Origin of the sequence: Chitinophaga sp. S165 (assembly GCF_003182155.1) — a bacterium.
In the GTDB taxonomy this organism is placed as follows: domain Bacteria; phylum Bacteroidota; class Bacteroidia; order Chitinophagales; family Chitinophagaceae; genus Chitinophaga.
Map to the genome: position 1 here is coordinate 91,311 of NZ_QGTG01000002.1, position 17,737 is coordinate 109,047.

Below are 17,737 nucleotides of genomic sequence, written 5' to 3' on the forward strand. Positions count from 1 at the left end.
AGTTCTCATTGTCGCAACAGACATATGTACGCTTATGTTGTATAAGCGGTATCGATCTGAAGTTTCATCGCAGTACCGGGGCATATATTTGGGTAGTAACCTGAATTTATACAACCAGAATATTACAGTCACCGGTTAAATGCCTGAACATGACCTCCAGCTTATATCCCCCTGCGCTGCACTTCGGGATCCCTGAAAAAATGCAGCCGCATGTCCGCGTCTCTGCAAATCTGCCGGACAGATATCAGCAATACCGGATCGCACAATCAACAGATACCACGTATGTAGAAGCACCATTCGGCAGTTATCTTACCCAGGAGATCAGAGATCCTGACTGGGTTATCAGCTGGCAACAATGCTTTGTAAAGGAAAAGATAAGATTGCGCCCTTCCGTTACACAACCTATGCTGGCGATGTATTGCGTTCTGCAGGGGAATGTTTCCTGCCGGCTACAGGGGAAAGGAAAAATGATGCTGATCGAAAAAGAATTCGGCATCTATTACATCCCATCCCAGTCCCAGAACATCGCTGACCTGCGGGCAGGGTATTATGAAATGATCTGCATTTCCTTTGCTCCGGCCTTCCTCCGCAAATTCATCGCACATCATCCTTCCTTCGAAGAAATTTATCAGCAACAGCAACGGCAGGCGCGCAGGGCTGCCCTCCTGCCCGCAATCAGGATGGATGTGTCTGATCTGAAAGTACTGCATGAAATGCGTCAGTCGCCCGAAGCCAGTCAGGAATTGAAGCCATACCTGGAAGCAAGGCTCAACGAACTGCTCACACTTTATTTCAGCGCGCTCACTCCTAAATATCTCCAGAATGGCGACCAGGCCCAGAAACTGCGTCAGATATGCATATACATCCAGAATCATTATCACCAGCCGCTCAGCATAGCTGAACTAAGTAAGCAGGCTGGTATGCATATCAACACTTTTGAGCGGGCATTCAAGGAATTACTCAGCGTTTCCCCACGTGGTTATATTGAACACCTGCGACTGAAAAAAGCGGCCTCTCTCCTTTCCCAGACCACGCTTAGCATCAAAGAGATCAGCTATAGCACCGGCTACCGGGGAGCTAATTATTTTACGGCTGTTTTCCGTAAGCGTTACCGTTGTTCTCCCAGAGAATATCGGAAAAACCGCTTAACTTGACGGAAATTGAAGATTGATGGATGCACAGTTAAGAGACAGGCTTATAGATATCAGAAGACAAATTCATGCACAACCGGAATTAGGATATCAGGAAGAAAATACTTCTAACCTGGTAAAACAGGAGCTGGACCTGCTTGGAATAGACTATCTTTCTAATATTGCAGGCACTGGCGTAATTGCCTCCCTGACGCGTGGAAATGGTCCTTGTGTGGCTATCCGTGCGGATATGGACGCATTACCTATGCAGGAAGAAACGGGTTTACCCTTTGCATCGAAGGTGAGCGGAAAGATGCACGCCTGCGGCCATGACCTGCATACCACTATGCTGATAGGCGCTGCTGCGTTATTAAAACAAACTGATTTTCACGGAACTATAAAACTGCTCTTCCAACCTTCGGAGGAAGGTCCCAGCACTGACCCGGAAAGAAAAAGCGGCGCACGTCACTTTGTTGAAAAGGGTTATCTGGATGATGTACAAGCCGCTTTAGGGCTGCATGTCGATCCTTTACTACCTGTCGGACAGATCTCTTACGCTATAGGACCGGCCCTGGCTTGTACCGGCTTCTTCACCATCGAGGTGAAAGGTAAGGCAGCACATGCCGGCGCATCTCCGCAGCTGGGCATTGACGCCGTTGTCATTGCTTCCCAACTCATACAATCTGCACAGATCATCGTTTCAAGGCATACTCCGCCTATGGAAACGGCTGTGCTTTCCTTTACAAAGATCAACGGAGGCGTAGCACCTAATGTGATCGCTGACAGGGTCATGCTGGAAGGCACGATCCGGGCGCTGAACCTGGATGTTTATGAAGAGGTGATCGCCCGTCTTCAGAAAATTATAGATGGGCTCATGCTGATCCATGATACGGAGATCATCTTTGATCTGTACTTCACAATTCCCAGTGTACTGAATAACCGGGATGTTCATCAAAAGCTGCAGAGCAGCCTTAACGATGTTTTTGGTCAGCAAAATGCCCAGGAGAAGATCCCCCTGCTGGCAGGTGAGGATTTTTGCTATTATTCCAGGAAAGTTCCATCTATGTTTTACCTGCTGGGCGCCCAGGACCCGGATTCTCCCGGTTACTATCTCCATCATCCGAAAGTGATCTTCAACGAAGGGTGCATCCCCTACGGCTCGTCGTTCCTGGCAAAGGGAGCTGTCGAGCTGCTGGAACGCTTCCGCTAAATATCGTAACTTTGCGGCCTTTACCGAATCAAGGAACAGGATGGAGCAGAAATATTTAGGAAAGGGAGATACGGCGTTTATGGCTGCCTGTACGGGCCTTATTGTTGCCAACATTTACTATTGCCAACCACTTGTCGTTTTAATATCGAAAGAATGGGGATTGCATGAAAGCATGGCCGGCAGGGTGACTTACCTCACCCAGATAGGATATGCACTCGGGTTATTGCTGCTCGTACCTCTGGGAGACATCCTGGAGCGGCGCAAACAGATCCTGGTAAGCACCGGCATCACCGTACTGGCATTATTACTGGCGGCTACTGCACACAGTTTTATCGTCTTACAGATAGCCAGCGTACTAATTGGCGTTTTCAGCATTGTTCCGCAGCTCATTCTGCCACTAGCGGCCACTCTGTGCCACGATAGCAAGCGGGGTAGTACGATCGGCACTATCATGGCCGGGTTGCTGATCGGTATACTTGCCTCCCGCAGTCTCAGTGGAACGATAGGCTCACTTTATGGCTGGCGGGCCATGTACTATATAGCCGCCGGCGTATGTGCCGTATTGCTGGTGCTGATGCGGCTGCGTTTTCCAAGTAGCAAGCCGTCTTTCAACGGTCATTACGGGCACCTCATGAAGTCAGTAGCGCATTACGCGATGACGCAACCTTTATTACGCCAGGCGGCTGTTACCAACGCCCTTTCATTTGCTGTAGTAAGCGCGTTCTGGGTAACAATGGTACTTTTCCTGTCCGCGCCGCCTTTTGGCTTTAAATCGCTCGAAATCGGCATGTTCGGCCTGGCAGGAGCAGCCGGAGCGCTGGCAGCTCCGCTTATCGGAAAGATCAGCGACGGCCGCGACCCACGGAACAACATCATTATCGGCCTGGTATGTGAGCTGCTTAGTTTTATAGGATTCTATTTTACCGGCAGCGGCATATTCCTCCTGCTGGCCGGCATTATCATACTGGACGTGGGGCACCAATCTGTCCAGGTTACTAACCAGACCATCATCTACTCTATTCTTCCTGAAGCCAGGAACCGTTTTAATACGGTCTTTATGACATCCACCTTCATTGGTGGCGCTACTGGCTCCGCCCTGGGCCTGTTCCTCTGGAATGTCGGCCACTGGCCTGCAGTCTGCGCAGGCTGTTGCGGCGTTATCCTGGTAAACATTTTCCTTTTCTTCAGAAACAAGGCAAAAGCTATCCGAAATGTGGAAATAGCGGTCCAAAAGGCCTGAAAACCGTGATCTGATCGTCTTTATATCCTTACGGATAGGGCTTTTTATTTACTCGTCCATATCGCTATACCGGCATTTCCATATCATTTTACCGTCATCTCTATATCGAAGGGATATACAGATGACGGTAAAGTGATGGTGAAATGACGGTATAGCGATATGGAGATATAGAAACCCGAGCAAACCCAGAGAGGGATCGAGTTGTACCAGGGTAGTTTTTTCGGATCGCCGATATTCCCTCGTGTTCTTTTCAAAAAGCCAGCGGTTGACATGCCTTTGACATGCCTTTACTATGCCTTTACTATGCCTTTGCTATGCCTTTGCTATGCCTTTGACATGCCTTTGACATGCCTTTGCTATGCCTTTGACATGCCTTTGACATGCCTTTGCTATGCCTTTGCTATGCCTTTAAGTTAGACCTGTAAAAAATGGCTGGTCGCCCCTCTTTTGAAAAATTCTCAACGCTGCGCCCATCTTTTACCTGAAAGCCCTTATCTTCGGTATACAACCAATTATCTGACGGAAACAGACCCAAAATCGATCCCTGATGCGCCATTTTATGATCATTGAGGCCCCATCCAATCTCGGTTTGAAGGAATTACAGCCAGGTGTGGAACCAGGTGTAAGATTGTTACCGGAAGCCTTCCGCAAAACAGGACTGGCGAGAGATGCCGGCATTTCGCATGTTATTTCGGTACCGGCGCCCGCCTATACGATGGATATAGATCCTGAAAGCGGTGTGCGGAATGCGGACGCAATTGCGGCCTACAGTGAAAAACTGGCAGACAGGGTGCGGGAGGCAGTGGAAAAAGATATTATACCCATTGTAATAGGCGGAGACTGCAGCATATTGGTTGGCAATACTTTGGGATTGCGGAGCACGGGTAAACGTTACGGGCTGTTTGCCATGGACGGGCACCATGATTATATGTGGCCCGAGTATTCAGGTACGGCCGGAGCGGCCGGCATGGCCCTGGCAATAGCGGCAGGAGCCGGACATGAGAAACTGACAGATATCCGGCAGCTACGCCCCTATGTGCAGGAAGAACATATATATGCATATGGCAACCGGGAGCCGGACGACACGTATGAGCAGCTGATCATCAACAGCCGTATTCATTATTTCGGCCTGGCAGCAATCCGGAAACAGGGTATTAAGGCCATCACCTCCCGTTTTCTTACCATGGTTGACCGGGACGGCCTGGATGGGTTCTGGGTCCACCTGGATGTAGATGTACTGGATAATGATATCATGCCTTGTGTGGATAGTCCTGAACCAGGCGGTTTGTCTTACCGGGAATGGCAGGAAACGTTGGAACCCCTGGTAGCGTCCAGGTACTTTAAGGGCATGAACATTACCATTCTTGACCCGACGATGGACCCGGACAACAGGTACACACGTACCTTTTCAGAGCGGCTGGCGGCGCTTTTAAGGCCAGCCGTCAAGGGTTTGAGCAGCACTTAAAAAATCCGGCAAGTCTGATTTTTTTAATAAATAAAAAACAATACCTTTGCAGTCCTTTTCCCAGCATGTGCATGCTGGAGGAAATAAGTTCTTACAAATACGAAACGAATTGCGGGTGTGGTGAAATTGGTAGACACGCCAGACTTAGGATCTGGTGCTTCACGGCATGTAGGTTCGAGTCCTATCACCCGCACTTTTTTTGACGCTTAATGCCCGATGCTGATCGCTTAACGCAGACGATGCCTCAGCATTAAGCGTCTTTTTTTTATCCGGCAGTCCGCTCTCCGGCTTCAAATCTTGCCATTAAGGCGCTAAGTCACCAAGTAACTCCCACATAGCTGCCATTCCTTCGTGCCTTTGTGACTTCATGGCAGAAAATACAAACAAGGAATTATTATTGCTTCATACAAGAACATTAAAAACTATTATGGCAACCGTTACCAGAGAAAACATCGGTTTATTGAATGATAAGATCACTGTGAAAGTGAGCCAGGAAGATTACCTTCCCAATTTCGACAAAGCAGTAAAGCAACTCAGCAAAACCGCCAATATACCCGGATTCCGCAAGGGCATGGTACCTGCAGGCATGGTAAAGAAAATGCACGGTCAGGCCATTTTTGCAGATGAAATACTGAAAACAGTAGAAAAAGAGTTAATGGGATATCTCCAGAACGAAAAAGTGGAAATATTTGCCCAGCCGCTCTCCCTGGATAAAGAAGCTAAGACTTTCGATCACAATACACCATCTGAATACAACTTCGATTTTGAAATCGGTCTGAAACCAGCCTTCGACGTTACTCCGCTGGAAGCAGGTAAGACAACCCTGACCCGTTACAAGATCAAAGCTACTCCTGAAATGCTGAACGAAGAGATCGAGCGTTTGCAGTTAAGGGGTGGAAAATCAACCGAAGTTGACTCCATTACTACAGAAAATAATGTTCTCGGCCTGAATGTTGTTGAATCAGACGCTCAGGGTGCACCGGTAGAAGGCGGTCTTCAGAAAGAGATCTCTTTCCTGGTAAAGAACTTTACCGCTGCTACACAGTCCCAGCTGCAAGGCAAGAAAAAAGACGACAGCATTACCGTTCAGGCGTCTGCTGCTGTTGACGCCGACAAGCTGACCTGGTTCCAGCATGATGTACTGGGCCTGCATGAAGATATTGCAGCTAAGTATTATACACTGACTATTACCAAGGTAGAATTAATAGAAAAAAGAGAACTGAACGAAGAGTTCTTCAAAGAAGTGTTCCCTGCTGAAGAAATCACTACCGAAGCAGCCTTCCGCGAAAAACTGCAATCAGAAATAGAAAAATCCTGGGATGCCGAAAGCCGCAACCGCCTGCACAACGACCTGTTCGAAGTGCTGGTTCACGAAACGCCGATAGAGCTGCCTAAGGATTTTCTGAAACGTTGGCTGCAAACCGGCGGTGAAAAACCAAAAACCGCTGAAGAAGCTGACAAAGAATATCCAGGTTTTGATCATCAGTTACGCTGGACACTGATCAGCGATAAACTGATCCGCGAAAATCAGCTGGATGTTTCTTTCGACGAAGTGAAAGAAGCGGCCAAGCAGAAAGTAATGGGCTATTTCGGTGGCGCTGCTACCGACGGTGCAGACTGGCTGGACAGCTACATGGAGCGCCTGTTGCAGGATGAAAAATTCGTGGATCAGACCTACCGCGAGATGGTAACTCAGAAATTGTTTGATTGGGCAGAACAAAAGGTAAATGTGAAGGAAGAGGAAGTAACAGCCGAAGAATTTGCTAAATTACCTAATAAACATCACCATCATGAACATTAATAACGAATTCAGGAAATATGCCATCCAGCATAGAGGGATCAGCAGCCTGGTAGTAGATAGCTATACCCGTCATCAGATTAATGCCCTGACGCCGAATATCATCGAGGAACGCCCGATGAACATGGCGATAATGGACGTGTTCTCACGTTTGATGATGGACCGTATCATTTTCATGGGAGATCCTGTAAATGACTACGTAGCCAATATTATCACCGCACAGTTGCTGTTCCTGGAATCTACCGACCGCACCCGCGATATACAGATGTATATCAACAGTCCCGGTGGTAGCGTTTATGCAGGTCTTGGTATATATGACACAATGCAGATCATCGCTCCTGATGTAGCTACTATCTGTACTGGTATGGCCGCTTCTTTTGGCGCTGTACTGCTGGTAGCAGGTGCAAAAGGTAAGCGTACTGCTCTGAAACACGCCAGGGTTATGATTCACCAGCCTCATGGTGGTGCAGAAGGACAGACTTCCGATATCGAAATCACTGCACGTGAGTTCGTTAAGCTGAAAAAAGAGCTGAACGAGATCATCGCTACCCATTGTGGTCAGCCAGTGAAGAAAGTTGAAAAAGACTCTGACCGTGACTACTGGATGACTGCTGACGAAGCAAAAGAATACGGCATCATCGATGACGTACTCAGCAAGAATCCAAGAAAACAGCAAGAAAACAATCCGCAATAATAGATTACGGAAAAAGTAAATTGGAAAAGGGTGCGAAATGTCTTTTTTGCACCCTTTTCTATTGGACAAAGTTCCCCTTTCCCCCTTTTAATGTACCTTTGTAAGCTATGAAAGAGTCTAAAATCCGTTGCTCATTTTGCAACCGTTCAAAAGATGAGGTGCAGATACTGATTGCAGGTGCAGAAGGTCATATCTGTGAGAACTGCGTAGCAAACGCGCAGGAGATCATAGAACAGGAACTGTTTCAGCAGCAAGGCAAAAAAGCGCCTTCCCACTTTGTTCCTAAAGTGGCCAAACCGGTTGAGATCAAGAAGTTCCTCGACGAATATGTGATCGGTCAGGATGATGCTAAAAAAATACTGGCAGTAGCCGTTTATAACCATTATAAGCGCCTTAACCAACAAGTTGGGGACGATGATGTGGAGATCGAGAAATCAAACATCATTATGGTGGGAGAAACCGGTACAGGTAAAACCCTGCTGGCCAAATCCATCGCCCGTCTGCTTAATGTGCCTTTCACTATAGTAGATGCTACCGTATTTACAGAAGCCGGTTATGTGGGAGAAGATGTGGAAAGCATCCTTACCCGTCTGCTCCAGGTTTGTAACTATGACGTAGAAGCTGCCGAAAGAGGTATCGTATATATCGATGAAATAGATAAGATCGCCCGTAAGAGCGATAATCCTTCCATCACCCGCGACGTAAGCGGTGAAGGTGTGCAACAGGGTCTCCTGAAACTCCTGGAAGGTACAGAAGCACTGGTACCGCCACAAGGTGGCCGTAAACATCCGGAGCAGAAGCTTATCAAGGTTAATACACAGAATATCCTGTTCATTTGCGGTGGCGCATTTGATGGTGTTGATAAGATCATCAGCCGCAGGGTGCAGACACACTCTATCGGTTTCAACGTAAATACTGACAGGGAAGAAGAAAATAAGAAACACATCCTGCGTTACGTGAATTCACAGGACCTGAAATCCTTCGGATTGATCCCTGAATTACTGGGACGTCTGCCGGTAGTGACTTATCTGAACTCCCTCGACAACGACGCACTGAAAGCGATCCTGACAGAGCCTAAGAACGCACTTGTAAAACAATACAAGAAACTGTTCAAGGTAGAAGGGATCGACCTGATAATAGAAGATCATGCTGTAGACTACATCGTTGAAAAAGCGATGGAATATAAACTTGGCGCCCGTGGCCTCCGCTCCATCTGTGAAGTGGTACTGAGCGACGCTATGTTTAACCTGCCTTCTTCTACAGAAAGCACCTTTGTACTCACAAGGGCCTATGCAGAAGAAAGACTGGATAAATCCACACTGGTGCAGTTGAAAGTTGCCTAGTCAGATTAAGTATCGCACTTCAAAATAACAAAGGCGTCCGCTAAAACGGGCGCCTTTACTTTTACACCTTTTTTCCTGCGGTATAAATCTTTTCTCGTTACCTTTAAATCAAAGCAAATGATATGGACCTCTTAAAAGAACTACAAGAAAAAGCAGGGCTCTCGAATGAGCAGGCGTTAAAGACCTTTGAAATACTCAAAGAATATGTGAGGGGCAAAGTGCCCGGCTTTCTGTCTGGTACAGTTGAAAAATGGTTTGCGGATATTGAAAAAAGAGCAGGCGCTTCAGGCGCTGGTGAAGAAAATAAAGACAATGATTTCTTAGAACACTAGCCGATATTTAAAATTATAAAAGGCCGATCTGTCTAAGACAGGTCGGCCTTTTCCTTTTACGGTGTCCGGTCGTGAATAAACATACCAGGGACAAATTGAACAGTGGAGCTGATCGTTACAGATTCCGCTTCTTCAAAAAAAACATCCGCTTGTTAAGCGGATGCTCCTCTTGGGTTGCGTAAAAATGTTTCGATTGTCTTTCTTTGTTGAAGGTTGATAAATGGTAAAGAGTGATGAATTAACCCAAATTTAACGTTCTTAATCCACAATTCCATCACCCAAACCAACTAATACTCATTTTTCTGTAAAAAAGTATAAATGGCAATCTTACATTAATATTTTATCACATAGCTAAATTGCTCTTACCTAGTCCAGTAAAGCCCTTTTTTACCTGTAATATTTTTTTATCTAAAAGATATATTTTGTTGACAAAAAGTTCGAAGTCTGATCATTCACGATCTTATTCAGCAAATTTTTATTCTGCTCCGTTTGTTTTGTAGCCACCATTGAGCGGATAGAAAACGCACGCAGTGCGTCAGGTACGCTTAATGTCCCTTCAGCAGAATCCTTACGCCCGGTGAATGGATACACATCCGGACCACGCTGACACTGACAGTTGATGTTAACACGGCTTACCTGGTTTACCAGCGGATCTATCAACGACGCCAGTTCGTCCGCGTCATTGGAGAACAGGCTAACCTGCTGGCCATGGTCAGATTCGATCAGGTATTCGATCGGCGTCTCAATGTCATCAAAAGGTAATACCGGGATCAATGGTCCGAATTGTTCTTCCCTATACAATTTCATTTTATTGTTCACAGGGTACAACACGGCAGGATACACGAAAGATTCGAAAGCCTTTCCGCCATTTTCATTGATCACCTTTGCACCGTTAGCAATCGCATCATCAATACACTCTTTCAGATAAGCTGGTTTCTGAGGTTCTGGCAACGGTGTCAGGAATACGCCTTTCTCCCACGGCATACCTATTTTCAGCTGGCTGATAGCCGTACTCAGTTTCTGCAGGAACGCATCTGCTACCTTACTATGAACAAAAACGATCTTTAAGGCCGTACAGCGCTGTCCATTGAAAGATAATGAGCCAAGTACCGTTTCCTGTACTGCAAGGTCAAGATCGGCCTTATCTGTGATAATAGCGGCATTCTTAGCGTCCAGTCCCAGGATAGCTCTCAGGCGGTTCACCTTCGGATGCATTTTCTTCAGCTGATTAGCTACTTTGCTGCTACCTATCAAAGTAAGTACATTGATCTTACCTGATTCCATCAACGGCCCGATGATCACGTTACCACGGCCATAAATAGTATTTACCACTCCTTTGGGGAAACAGCTTGCAAATGCTTCCAGTAGTGGGTAGTGTAATAAAGTGCCATGTTTCGGAGGTTTAAACAATAAGGTATTACCCATGATCAATGCCGGGATCAGGGTGGTAAAGGTTTCATTCAGCGGATAGTTGAATGGCCCCATACACAGTACCACACCTAAAGGAGAACGTCTGATCTGACCTATGATACCCTGTTGGATCTCGAAACGGCTGGAGTTGCGGTCCAGATCCTTCAGTGCGTCGATCGTTGTATTAATGTATTCTACTGTACGGTCAAATTCTTTAACGGAATCTGCATATGACTTACCGATCTCCCACATGATCAGTTTTACGATCTCAGGTTTCTTTTCGATCATCTTGCCGGTAAACTTGTCCATACAGGCAATACGTTCGGACACCGTCATAGTCGGCCATTCACCACGGCCGTCATTGTAAGCCAGGACTGCTGCGTCCAGCGCGGCCATGGCTTCTGCCTGTCCGCATAAAGGGTATGAACCGATCACTTTTCTCTCCAATCCGTTAGGTGTCTGGATGCAGATGGGAGATAATACCGTATGCACGTCGCCATTCCAGGGTTTCATTTCACCACCTGATAAATATTCCCGCTGATGCACTTCTGCCGCCAATTGGTATTCGGCCGGGATAGCATCTGCTGTTGGGAACATCTGGTGTAATTGTTCTTCAAAGCTCATGTCATAGTTATTTAATCCGCTGAAGATAGTAAAAGGAGATCACAGACAATAGCCCCTGATTATCAGTCCGTGAAATTGGTAACAGAATCCTACTTTTTGGCAACGACGAAGATAAGAGAGCCAAATAAAAAACGTCCGCAGGAAATCCATGCGGACGTTAGACAGATACTAAATATAGTAATGACTATACTTCTAATAAATGCTTCTGCTATACAATTGATCTATTTCAAAGCTTCACGTGCTATGACGAGTTTCTGTATTTCTGATGTACCCTCTCCTATTGTACAGAGCTTTGCATCACGATAGAATTTCTCTACAGGGAAATCTTTCGTATATCCATATCCGCCAAAGATCTGGACAGCTTCATTGGCTGTTCTTACAGCAACTTCCGAAGCGTAGTACTTAGCCATTGCTGCCTGTTGTGTTACCTTGGCGCCCCTGGTTTTACCATCGGCAGCCTGCATGGTCAGCAACTCGGCTGCCATGATCTCAGTAGCCATATCGGCCAGTTTAAAAGAGATACCCTGGAAACTGGCTATCGGTTTATCAAACTGGTGACGTTCCTGTGCATATTTTAATGCCGCTTCATAGGCGCCTTTGGCTATGCCCAATGACAAAGCCGCGATTGAGATACGGCCCCCGTCCAATACCTTCATGGACTGAATAAAACCTTCACCTTCATGCCCCAGCATATTTGCAGCTGGTATCCGGCAATTGTCAAAAATCATTTCAGCTGTTTCTGATGCACGCATGCCCAGTTTATTCTCCTTTTTGCCTCCGCTGAAACCGGGTGTTCCCCTTTCCACTACAAAAGCTGTCATACCGTGACTATCGCGAACATTGCCGGTACGTACTATTACCACGGCCACATCGCCGCTTTTACCGTGTGTGATCCAGGATTTGGTACCGTTTATTACCCACTCGTCGCCATCTTTATGGGCTACGCATTTCATATTCATGGCGTCAGAACCGGTATTAGGTTCAGTCAGGCCCCAGGCGCCTATCCATTCTGCATTGGCCAGTTTGGGTAAATAACGTTGTTTCTGTTCTTCTGATCCGAATTGCAAGATATGACCGGTACATAGGGAATTGTGGGCTGCCACGCTCAATCCGATGGCCCCACAGATCTTTGCCACTTCGCTGATAACTGTCACGTATTCCAGGTACCCCAATCCGCTACCACCATACTGTTCAGGAACAAGTACTCCCATTAATCCGAGCTCACCAAGCTGTTTAAACAATTGCACCGGAAAGGTCTGTGTTTCATCCCATTCCAGTACGTGAGGTTGCATGTGTGTTTTTCCAAAGTCGCGTATCACTTGTGTAATCTGCTGCTGCATTTCTGTAGGCTCAAAGTTCATAATGGGGAATTTTCTGTTTTGATGTAATGTTCAATTTTACGATAAATACTATCATCTACCAATGGTATGCCAAGAAGCCCTTCCGGTCGGTCGAAAGGCCCGTGGTTACTGCGATAGAGCACGATTAACCGCGCCAGTTTATATCGTATGTATGGATGTTGTGCCAAAGATTTTTCATCCGTGAGGTTGAGGTCTAGTTTTTTTAGTGAAACCTTACGCAATCGTAGGTAAGGTTGAATTTTATTAAATGTACTGTCTGCTAATCCGTAGGTTTCCCCTATCTGCCTGATAGAGTAAAAGCCTCCGAGCCGCTCCCGGAACTTTACAATGCGGGCTGCCAGCACAGGACCAATTCCCGGAAGAGACTCCCATTGCACTGAATCGGCCGTATTCACTTCAAGTTCCGTTATTTTTCGCTCATACTGAGTTTCTTTACGCAGCCCATATGGCTTATACTGCGCTTTCCGCCAGGATGTATCCCGTACATGCTGCTGCATGCTGATCCGGATAAAAGGCTGTAACTCATTATATAGCTCCGCAGATAATCCATAGATCTTTTGCAGATCCTCCTTTCTGCGGAATCTTCCACCTTTTTCAAGGTACCGTTGAATATTACCGGTCACTCTTTTATCCAATCCCAGCGCAGCCCATTCCGTGGCGCCAATTGTATTTGGATCGAAGGGGAACCGGCGGCTGTGTAAACTGCTATCAGCATCTCCCGGGAAAACTTTCCTACGTGGCACAAGCGAATTACGGAATTCAACTACTTCCGCAAGCAGCAAACTATCAGCTGTATATACTTCAATTGAGGGAGGAAAGCAACGCTCCCATAAGTCTGGCGCAGTCACACAGATACCTGTCAGTAACAACAGTACCAGGATACCTTGTCTTTCTTTTCTTGAAAAGCTGTTGACTGCTTTCCATAACGTTTGCTTCATGGGTTAACATTTAAAGCAGGGCAAGTTATGGCATAAACAATGGAAACAAGTTAATACGAAGTTAATCTTAACGAAGTGTGATACTTACCGACATTGAAGGCACACAGTCCCACACTTTACACCTGGCAACACGTTCATCAGGCACCACATCAAAGTAAATGACGTCGCCTGCTTTCAACACACGGTCAGTACCTACCGGATGTGCATCGAATACATGTTCATAACTTTGTCCACTATGGCAATTTGTCCAGGCCACGCCCAATTGCTCATCGGGCATCCTGATAACCGTTGTTGCACAGGATGTATAAACAACTATCCCTTTCAGACTGCCGGGATACAGATCTTTCTTTTTCCGGCAGCCACAGAGAAAAAGACACAGGCATACAGTAAATAGTAAAACAGACCTTAATTTCATAGCATGGGGTTTTTTAAGGTATTAATCACCGGTAATAACGATCGTGGCTAATGTTGGCGGATTACAATCCACCATATCACATCTGAAGTTCTGCTCATCTTCCACGATATTGAAATTAAATTCTACCTGAGAAGCAATACCATTCCTGTTTACAATAATAGCGTCAATCACATGTTCATACACCTTCCTGTCCTGGCAGCTTGTCCAGTCTGTGCCAATATCTTTGTTAAGGACCTGTACAGCGGTAGTAGCACAGGACGAATAAAGGATCTTTCCTCTTAATCCTTTCTTCAGAATATGTCTTCCGCTTTCTTCATTTTTGCTGCAGCCTGCAAACAGCAGGAACAGACATGTTGCAGATAATAATACAGGGATAGGTTTCATGATGAGAATAACATTTGATTGATCAATCTTGTACAATCGAGATTTGATAAGATTCAGAAGGCGCATCTCCACAATAATCTTTCGCTGCACATTTGAGATACGGCTCACTATTCACGATGTCAAAAGTGAATTCACCTTCTATCGGCCAGTCCGTCAGATTGGTAAAACGAACATCAATTACATGCTTATATATTCGCTTATCACGGCAGTCGGTCCATCGGGAACCAAGATTTGTATTTAAAACTTCCACCGCAGTGGTGACACAGGATGACACAATGACCCTTCCTCTTAAACCTTTTACCAGTCCGGGCTTTTGATCGTCTTTCTTGCAGCCGCAGATGAGCATAAACAGGCTGATTATCGAGAATAGTACAGTTGTAGAACGCATATAGGGGGAGTTTCCAATAAAACGGCTATCTCCCGGAGAAAGTTACAGGATCACTTCCAGGCCATCGTATGCCAGGGCCATGCCGGCAGGTAATTCTGCAGAAACCTCTTCATGCAGCCCTAACTGATGGCTGATGTGGGTAAAATACACCTGTGGGATCTCCAGTTCACGTCCAATAGCAATAGCTTCATCCAGCGTAAAATGGGAGATATGTTTTTCTTTTCTCAGTGTATTGAGTACAAGCACTTTGGAGCCTCTGATCTTTTGTTTTTCCTCTTCGGCAATAAAATTGGCGTCTGTGATGTAGGTAAAATCATTAAAACGGAAACCCAGTACAGGCATCCGGTGATGCATAACATTGATGGGAACAATATCCAAACCATTCACATTAAATGGTGCCGTACCAATGGTACGGAGGTTCAGTTCGGGGATGCCCGGATATTTCTGCTCTGTGAAGGCATATGAAAATTCATTACGGATCACCGTTTGGGTAAATTCCGTAGCGTAGATATCAATCGCTCTTTGCTGGAAATAATTAAAGGCGCGGATATCGTCCATACCTGCGATATGGTCTTTATGCGAATGGGTCACCAATACTGCCTCCAGGTGTTTCAGCCCTACCCGGAGCATCTGGTAACGGAAGTCGGGCGTGGTATCGATCACGATATTCCCGGCAGGCGTATCAGATATCAGGATACTGCTGCGCAGGCGTTTATCTTTTGTATTGGCGGAGGTACATACCGGGCAGCTACAGGCAATAACGGGTACGCCCTGTGAAGTGCCTGTTCCTAAAAAGGTTACTTTCAATTCTCTGAAGGTTGTTCTGGTGAAGGTGGTAATGATGTCTCATCGGCGTTGTCAGCCGCTGCCGCAGCATCTGCCGCGTTCCTGTTTTCCACTATCTGTTTAAATAGTTTCAGCGATTCCGGCGAAAGCAGCGTTTCATCCAGCGCCATTGTGGAAAGTATATCAAGCAGGGTATTGATACGCCCTTCAAGATTCAGGAATTTATTGATAACAACCACCTTCTTGTGTTCAAGTACACAATAGCCGGAGTTGAACGTTCCCTTCTCGAAACGCAACTCGTACTTGGCCTCTGCAAAGATTTTTTCGAGGCGGGTCAGGTTATTGGGTGTGACTTTAAAGTTCATTCAACAAAAATAAGGAAAAAGCCCGGAGTCCCTATTTACTCACCAGCCTCGCCACGGGTACGATCACTTCTTCCAGGGAAATACCGCCATGCTGGAAAGTATTCCGGTAAAAATTAACGAAGTAATTATAATTGTTCGGATAGCAGAGATAGCCATCCTCTTTGGCGAAGATGTAAGAAGAATTCACATTCGGCCTCGGTAGCCCTGCTTCTTTTGGATCGCGGAAAGCCAGCACTTCCTTCGCATCGTAATTCAGGTTACGGCCATGTTTATACCGGAGGTTCGTAGTGGTCTGTTTGTCGCCGATCACCTTTACAGGCGTTTTCACCCTCACGTTACCGTGATCTGTTGCTACGATAAGATTGATCTTTTTATCGGCCAGCCTGCGAAGGGCCTGATGCAGCGGAGAGTGCTCAAACCAGCTGGCGGTGATAGAACGGTAAGACATTTCATCCGCTGCCAGTTCTTTCAGTACTTCCATTTCCGTACGGGCATGGCTGAGCATGTCCACGAAGTTGTATACGATCACATTGATCGGGTAAGACATCAGGTTATGAACATTGTTGACCAGATGCTGTCCGTCATTATGGGTGGTCACCTTAGTATAAGAGAAGCGGCTATCCATTTTCAGGCGGCGGAGCTGATCGGCAAAGAAAGTCTCTTCGTGCAGGTTCTTCCCTCCTTCCTCATCATCATTTTTCCATTCTTCCGGAAAGCGCTGCTCGATATCGATCGGCAGCAGACCTGAAAAGATGGCATTACGGCTGTATTGGGTAGAGGTAGGCAGGATACTGTAAAATGTATCTTCCTGGACCAGGCGAAACGATTCCAGGAAAATAGGCAGTATAGCCTTCCACTGGTCCCAGCGGAGGTTATCTATTATAATGATGAAATTAGGCACTTCACTATCCAGGGCGGGAAGGATCTTGTCCCGGAACAGGGTGTGAGACATGACCGGCGCTTCTTTCGCCTTCGGATTTACCCAGCTGGCATAGTTCCGGCTGATGAATTTGGCGAACTCAGTATTGGCCTCGGCTTTCTGGGAGTTCAGCACTTCCAGCATTTCCGGACTGTTGGTTTTACCCATTTCCATTTCCCAGTACACCAGCTTTTTATAGATATCCATCCACTCGTTATAGTCCGGATTGGAATTCAGGGCCATAAAGAGTGTACGGAACTGTTGCTGATAGGCAATGGTGGTCTTTTCGGCCACCAGGCGTTTATTATCAATGATCTTTTTCAGAGAAAGGAGCACCTGGTTAGGGTTTACCGGCTTAATAAGGTAATCGGTGATCTGGGAACCGATCGCATCGTCCATCACATTTTCCGCTTCATTCTTGGTGATCATGACCACAGGGATCTGCTGATCGATCTCCTTGATCTTTCCCAGGGTTTCCAAACCAGTTATACCCGGCATAGATTCATCCAGCAACACGACATCCACCACCTGGTCACGCAGGAACTCAAGGGCGTCGTACCCATTGGTAAGGGCTGATACTTTATAACCCTTTGTTTCCAGGAACATGATCTGTGATTTCAGCGACTCTATTTCATCATCTACCCAAAGTATATTTATTTGACTCATTCAAGTAAAGTGTTTATGATAAAGTAAATTATAGTTGGCAGTGGCAACTATCGTACTCAAGTTACCATTCTATTTTGTCAAAAACCGTTCCCGGCAGCCGCAGCGGACACAATAAATTGTTAAAAAACAACATGTTCCATTGCCAGTTTCCAGATATTAATAATTTCGATCATAAAAATAGGGAAAATAGCGTGGAACATAGGGGGATTCCTCTCGGTCTGCGTCTATACATTAGAAAAAGTTACAGATAATAATTCCTTAACGTAGCT

At 46.2% G+C, this 17,737-nt stretch carries 18 protein-coding genes and 1 tRNA gene; 9 read left to right on the forward strand and 10 right to left on the reverse strand.

The window, feature by feature from the left end; genetic code table 11:
* Positions 1-149 precede the first annotated feature (149 nt).
* The 3 genes from C7475_RS08410 to C7475_RS08420 are packed head-to-tail and all read left to right on the forward strand — an operon-like array spanning position 150 to position 3,580.
* Complete coding sequence (locus C7475_RS08410) at positions 150-1,154, forward strand: helix-turn-helix domain-containing protein (protein WP_110052931.1); 1,005 nt, start codon at positions 150-152, stop codon at positions 1,152-1,154.
* 16 nt (positions 1,155-1,170) lie between these two features.
* Positions 1,171-2,340 carry a M20 family metallopeptidase gene (locus tag C7475_RS08415; RefSeq protein WP_110052932.1) on the forward strand — a complete coding sequence of 390 codons (1,170 nt, stop codon included), beginning with the start codon at positions 1,171-1,173 and terminating at the stop codon, positions 2,338-2,340.
* A 40-nt stretch (positions 2,341-2,380) separates the two neighbouring features.
* On the forward strand, positions 2,381-3,580 hold the full coding sequence (locus C7475_RS08420; RefSeq protein WP_199236194.1) for an MFS transporter: 1,200 nt from the start codon (positions 2,381-2,383) through the stop codon (positions 3,578-3,580).
* A gap of 83 nt (positions 3,581-3,663) precedes the next feature.
* Here C7475_RS08420 and C7475_RS32930 read toward each other — a convergent pair whose 3' ends face one another.
* Entirely contained in the window at positions 3,664-3,834 is a 171-nt protein-coding gene (locus tag C7475_RS32930) for a hypothetical protein (RefSeq protein ID WP_158286454.1), read from the reverse strand.
* A gap of 293 nt (positions 3,835-4,127) precedes the next feature.
* Between C7475_RS32930 and C7475_RS08425 the strand changes: the two genes are divergently transcribed.
* From C7475_RS08425 to C7475_RS08450, 6 genes are all read left to right on the forward strand, one after another.
* On the forward strand, positions 4,128-5,045 hold the full coding sequence (locus tag C7475_RS08425; protein WP_110052933.1) for an arginase family protein: 918 nt from the start codon (positions 4,128-4,130) through the stop codon (positions 5,043-5,045).
* A 111-nt stretch (positions 5,046-5,156) separates the two neighbouring features.
* Positions 5,157-5,238, forward strand: a tRNA-Leu gene (locus tag C7475_RS08430).
* 234 nt (positions 5,239-5,472) lie between these two features.
* Positions 5,473-6,846: a trigger factor gene (locus C7475_RS08435; RefSeq protein ID WP_110054010.1), complete on the forward strand. Its 1,374-nt coding sequence runs from the start codon at positions 5,473-5,475 to the stop codon at positions 6,844-6,846.
* Positions 6,836-7,537: an ATP-dependent Clp endopeptidase proteolytic subunit ClpP gene (gene clpP / locus C7475_RS08440; protein ID WP_110052934.1), complete on the forward strand. Its 702-nt coding sequence runs from the start codon at positions 6,836-6,838 to the stop codon at positions 7,535-7,537. The genes C7475_RS08435 and clpP overlap by 11 nt, the downstream gene beginning before the upstream one ends.
* 107 nt (positions 7,538-7,644) lie before the next feature.
* The gene (gene clpX, locus C7475_RS08445; protein WP_110052935.1) at positions 7,645-8,880 is read left to right on the forward strand and encodes an ATP-dependent Clp protease ATP-binding subunit ClpX; all 1,236 of its coding nucleotides are present in this window, start codon (positions 7,645-7,647) and stop codon (positions 8,878-8,880) included.
* Positions 8,881-9,002: 122 nt separating this feature from the next.
* Entirely contained in the window at positions 9,003-9,212 is a 210-nt protein-coding gene (locus C7475_RS08450) for a hypothetical protein (protein ID WP_110052936.1), read from the forward strand.
* Between the two features lie 408 nt (positions 9,213-9,620).
* Here the strand turns inward: C7475_RS08450 and C7475_RS08455 are convergent, their stop codons facing one another.
* From C7475_RS08455 to C7475_RS08495, 9 genes are all read right to left on the reverse strand, one after another.
* A complete protein-coding gene (locus tag C7475_RS08455) occupies positions 9,621-11,246 on the reverse strand; it encodes an NADP-dependent glyceraldehyde-3-phosphate dehydrogenase (RefSeq protein WP_110052937.1) in 1,626 nt (541 codons plus the stop codon).
* Positions 11,247-11,467: 221 nt separating this feature from the next.
* Entirely contained in the window at positions 11,468-12,607 is a 1,140-nt protein-coding gene (locus C7475_RS08460; RefSeq protein WP_110052938.1) for an acyl-CoA dehydrogenase family protein, read from the reverse strand.
* Positions 12,604-13,545 carry a helix-hairpin-helix domain-containing protein gene (locus C7475_RS08465; protein WP_110052939.1) on the reverse strand — a complete coding sequence of 314 codons (942 nt, stop codon included), beginning with the start codon at positions 13,543-13,545 and terminating at the stop codon, positions 12,604-12,606. The genes C7475_RS08460 and C7475_RS08465 overlap by 4 nt, the downstream gene beginning before the upstream one ends.
* Positions 13,546-13,612: 67 nt before the next feature.
* Positions 13,613-13,960, reverse strand: a complete 348-nt coding sequence (locus tag C7475_RS08470) for a hypothetical protein (protein WP_110052940.1) — start codon at positions 13,958-13,960, stop codon at positions 13,613-13,615.
* 21 nt (positions 13,961-13,981) lie between these two features.
* Complete coding sequence (locus C7475_RS08475) at positions 13,982-14,344, reverse strand: hypothetical protein (protein WP_110052941.1); 363 nt, start codon at positions 14,342-14,344, stop codon at positions 13,982-13,984.
* 22 nt (positions 14,345-14,366) lie between these two features.
* Positions 14,367-14,732 (reverse strand): hypothetical protein, encoded by a 366-nt coding sequence (locus C7475_RS08480; RefSeq protein ID WP_146217511.1) that lies wholly within the window; start codon positions 14,730-14,732, stop codon positions 14,367-14,369.
* A gap of 42 nt (positions 14,733-14,774) precedes the next feature.
* On the reverse strand, positions 14,775-15,539 hold the full coding sequence (locus C7475_RS08485; RefSeq protein ID WP_110052943.1) for an MBL fold metallo-hydrolase: 765 nt from the start codon (positions 15,537-15,539) through the stop codon (positions 14,775-14,777).
* A complete protein-coding gene (locus C7475_RS08490) occupies positions 15,536-15,883 on the reverse strand; it encodes a hypothetical protein (RefSeq protein WP_110052944.1) in 348 nt (115 codons plus the stop codon). Before C7475_RS08490 ends, C7475_RS08485 begins: the two co-directional genes overlap by 4 nt.
* 31 nt (positions 15,884-15,914) lie before the next feature.
* A complete protein-coding gene (locus C7475_RS08495; RefSeq protein WP_110052945.1) occupies positions 15,915-17,468 on the reverse strand; it encodes a response regulator in 1,554 nt (517 codons plus the stop codon).
* Positions 17,469-17,737 lie beyond the last annotated feature (269 nt).

Bases quoted from the DNA above. Each gene is read 5' to 3' on its own strand.
- C7475_RS08410 (WP_110052931.1), top strand. From the start codon at position 150: ATGACCTCCAGCTTATATCCCCCTGCGCTGCACTTCGGGATCCCTGAA.
- C7475_RS08415 (WP_110052932.1), top strand. From the start codon at position 1,171: ATGGATGCACAGTTAAGAGACAGGCTTATAGATATCAGAAGACAAATT.
- C7475_RS08420 (WP_199236194.1), top strand. From the start codon at position 2,381: ATGGAGCAGAAATATTTAGGAAAGGGAGATACGGCGTTTATGGCTGCC.
- C7475_RS08425 (WP_110052933.1), top strand. From the start codon at position 4,128: ATGCGCCATTTTATGATCATTGAGGCCCCATCCAATCTCGGTTTGAAG.
- C7475_RS08435 (WP_110054010.1), top strand. From the start codon at position 5,473: ATGGCAACCGTTACCAGAGAAAACATCGGTTTATTGAATGATAAGATC.
- clpP (WP_110052934.1), top strand. From the start codon at position 6,836: ATGAACATTAATAACGAATTCAGGAAATATGCCATCCAGCATAGAGGG.
- clpX (WP_110052935.1), top strand. From the start codon at position 7,645: ATGAAAGAGTCTAAAATCCGTTGCTCATTTTGCAACCGTTCAAAAGAT.
- C7475_RS08450 (WP_110052936.1), top strand. From the start codon at position 9,003: ATGGACCTCTTAAAAGAACTACAAGAAAAAGCAGGGCTCTCGAATGAG.
- C7475_RS08455 (WP_110052937.1), bottom strand. From the start codon at position 11,246: ATGAGCTTTGAAGAACAATTACACCAGATGTTCCCAACAGCAGATGCT.
- C7475_RS08460 (WP_110052938.1), bottom strand. From the start codon at position 12,607: ATGAACTTTGAGCCTACAGAAATGCAGCAGCAGATTACACAAGTGATA.
- C7475_RS08465 (WP_110052939.1), bottom strand. From the start codon at position 13,545: ATGAAGCAAACGTTATGGAAAGCAGTCAACAGCTTTTCAAGAAAAGAA.
- C7475_RS08470 (WP_110052940.1), bottom strand. From the start codon at position 13,960: ATGAAATTAAGGTCTGTTTTACTATTTACTGTATGCCTGTGTCTTTTT.
- C7475_RS08475 (WP_110052941.1), bottom strand. From the start codon at position 14,344: ATGAAACCTATCCCTGTATTATTATCTGCAACATGTCTGTTCCTGCTG.
- C7475_RS08480 (WP_146217511.1), bottom strand. From the start codon at position 14,732: ATGCGTTCTACAACTGTACTATTCTCGATAATCAGCCTGTTTATGCTC.
- C7475_RS08490 (WP_110052944.1), bottom strand. From the start codon at position 15,883: ATGAACTTTAAAGTCACACCCAATAACCTGACCCGCCTCGAAAAAATC.
- C7475_RS08495 (WP_110052945.1), bottom strand. From the start codon at position 17,468: ATGAGTCAAATAAATATACTTTGGGTAGATGATGAAATAGAGTCGCTG.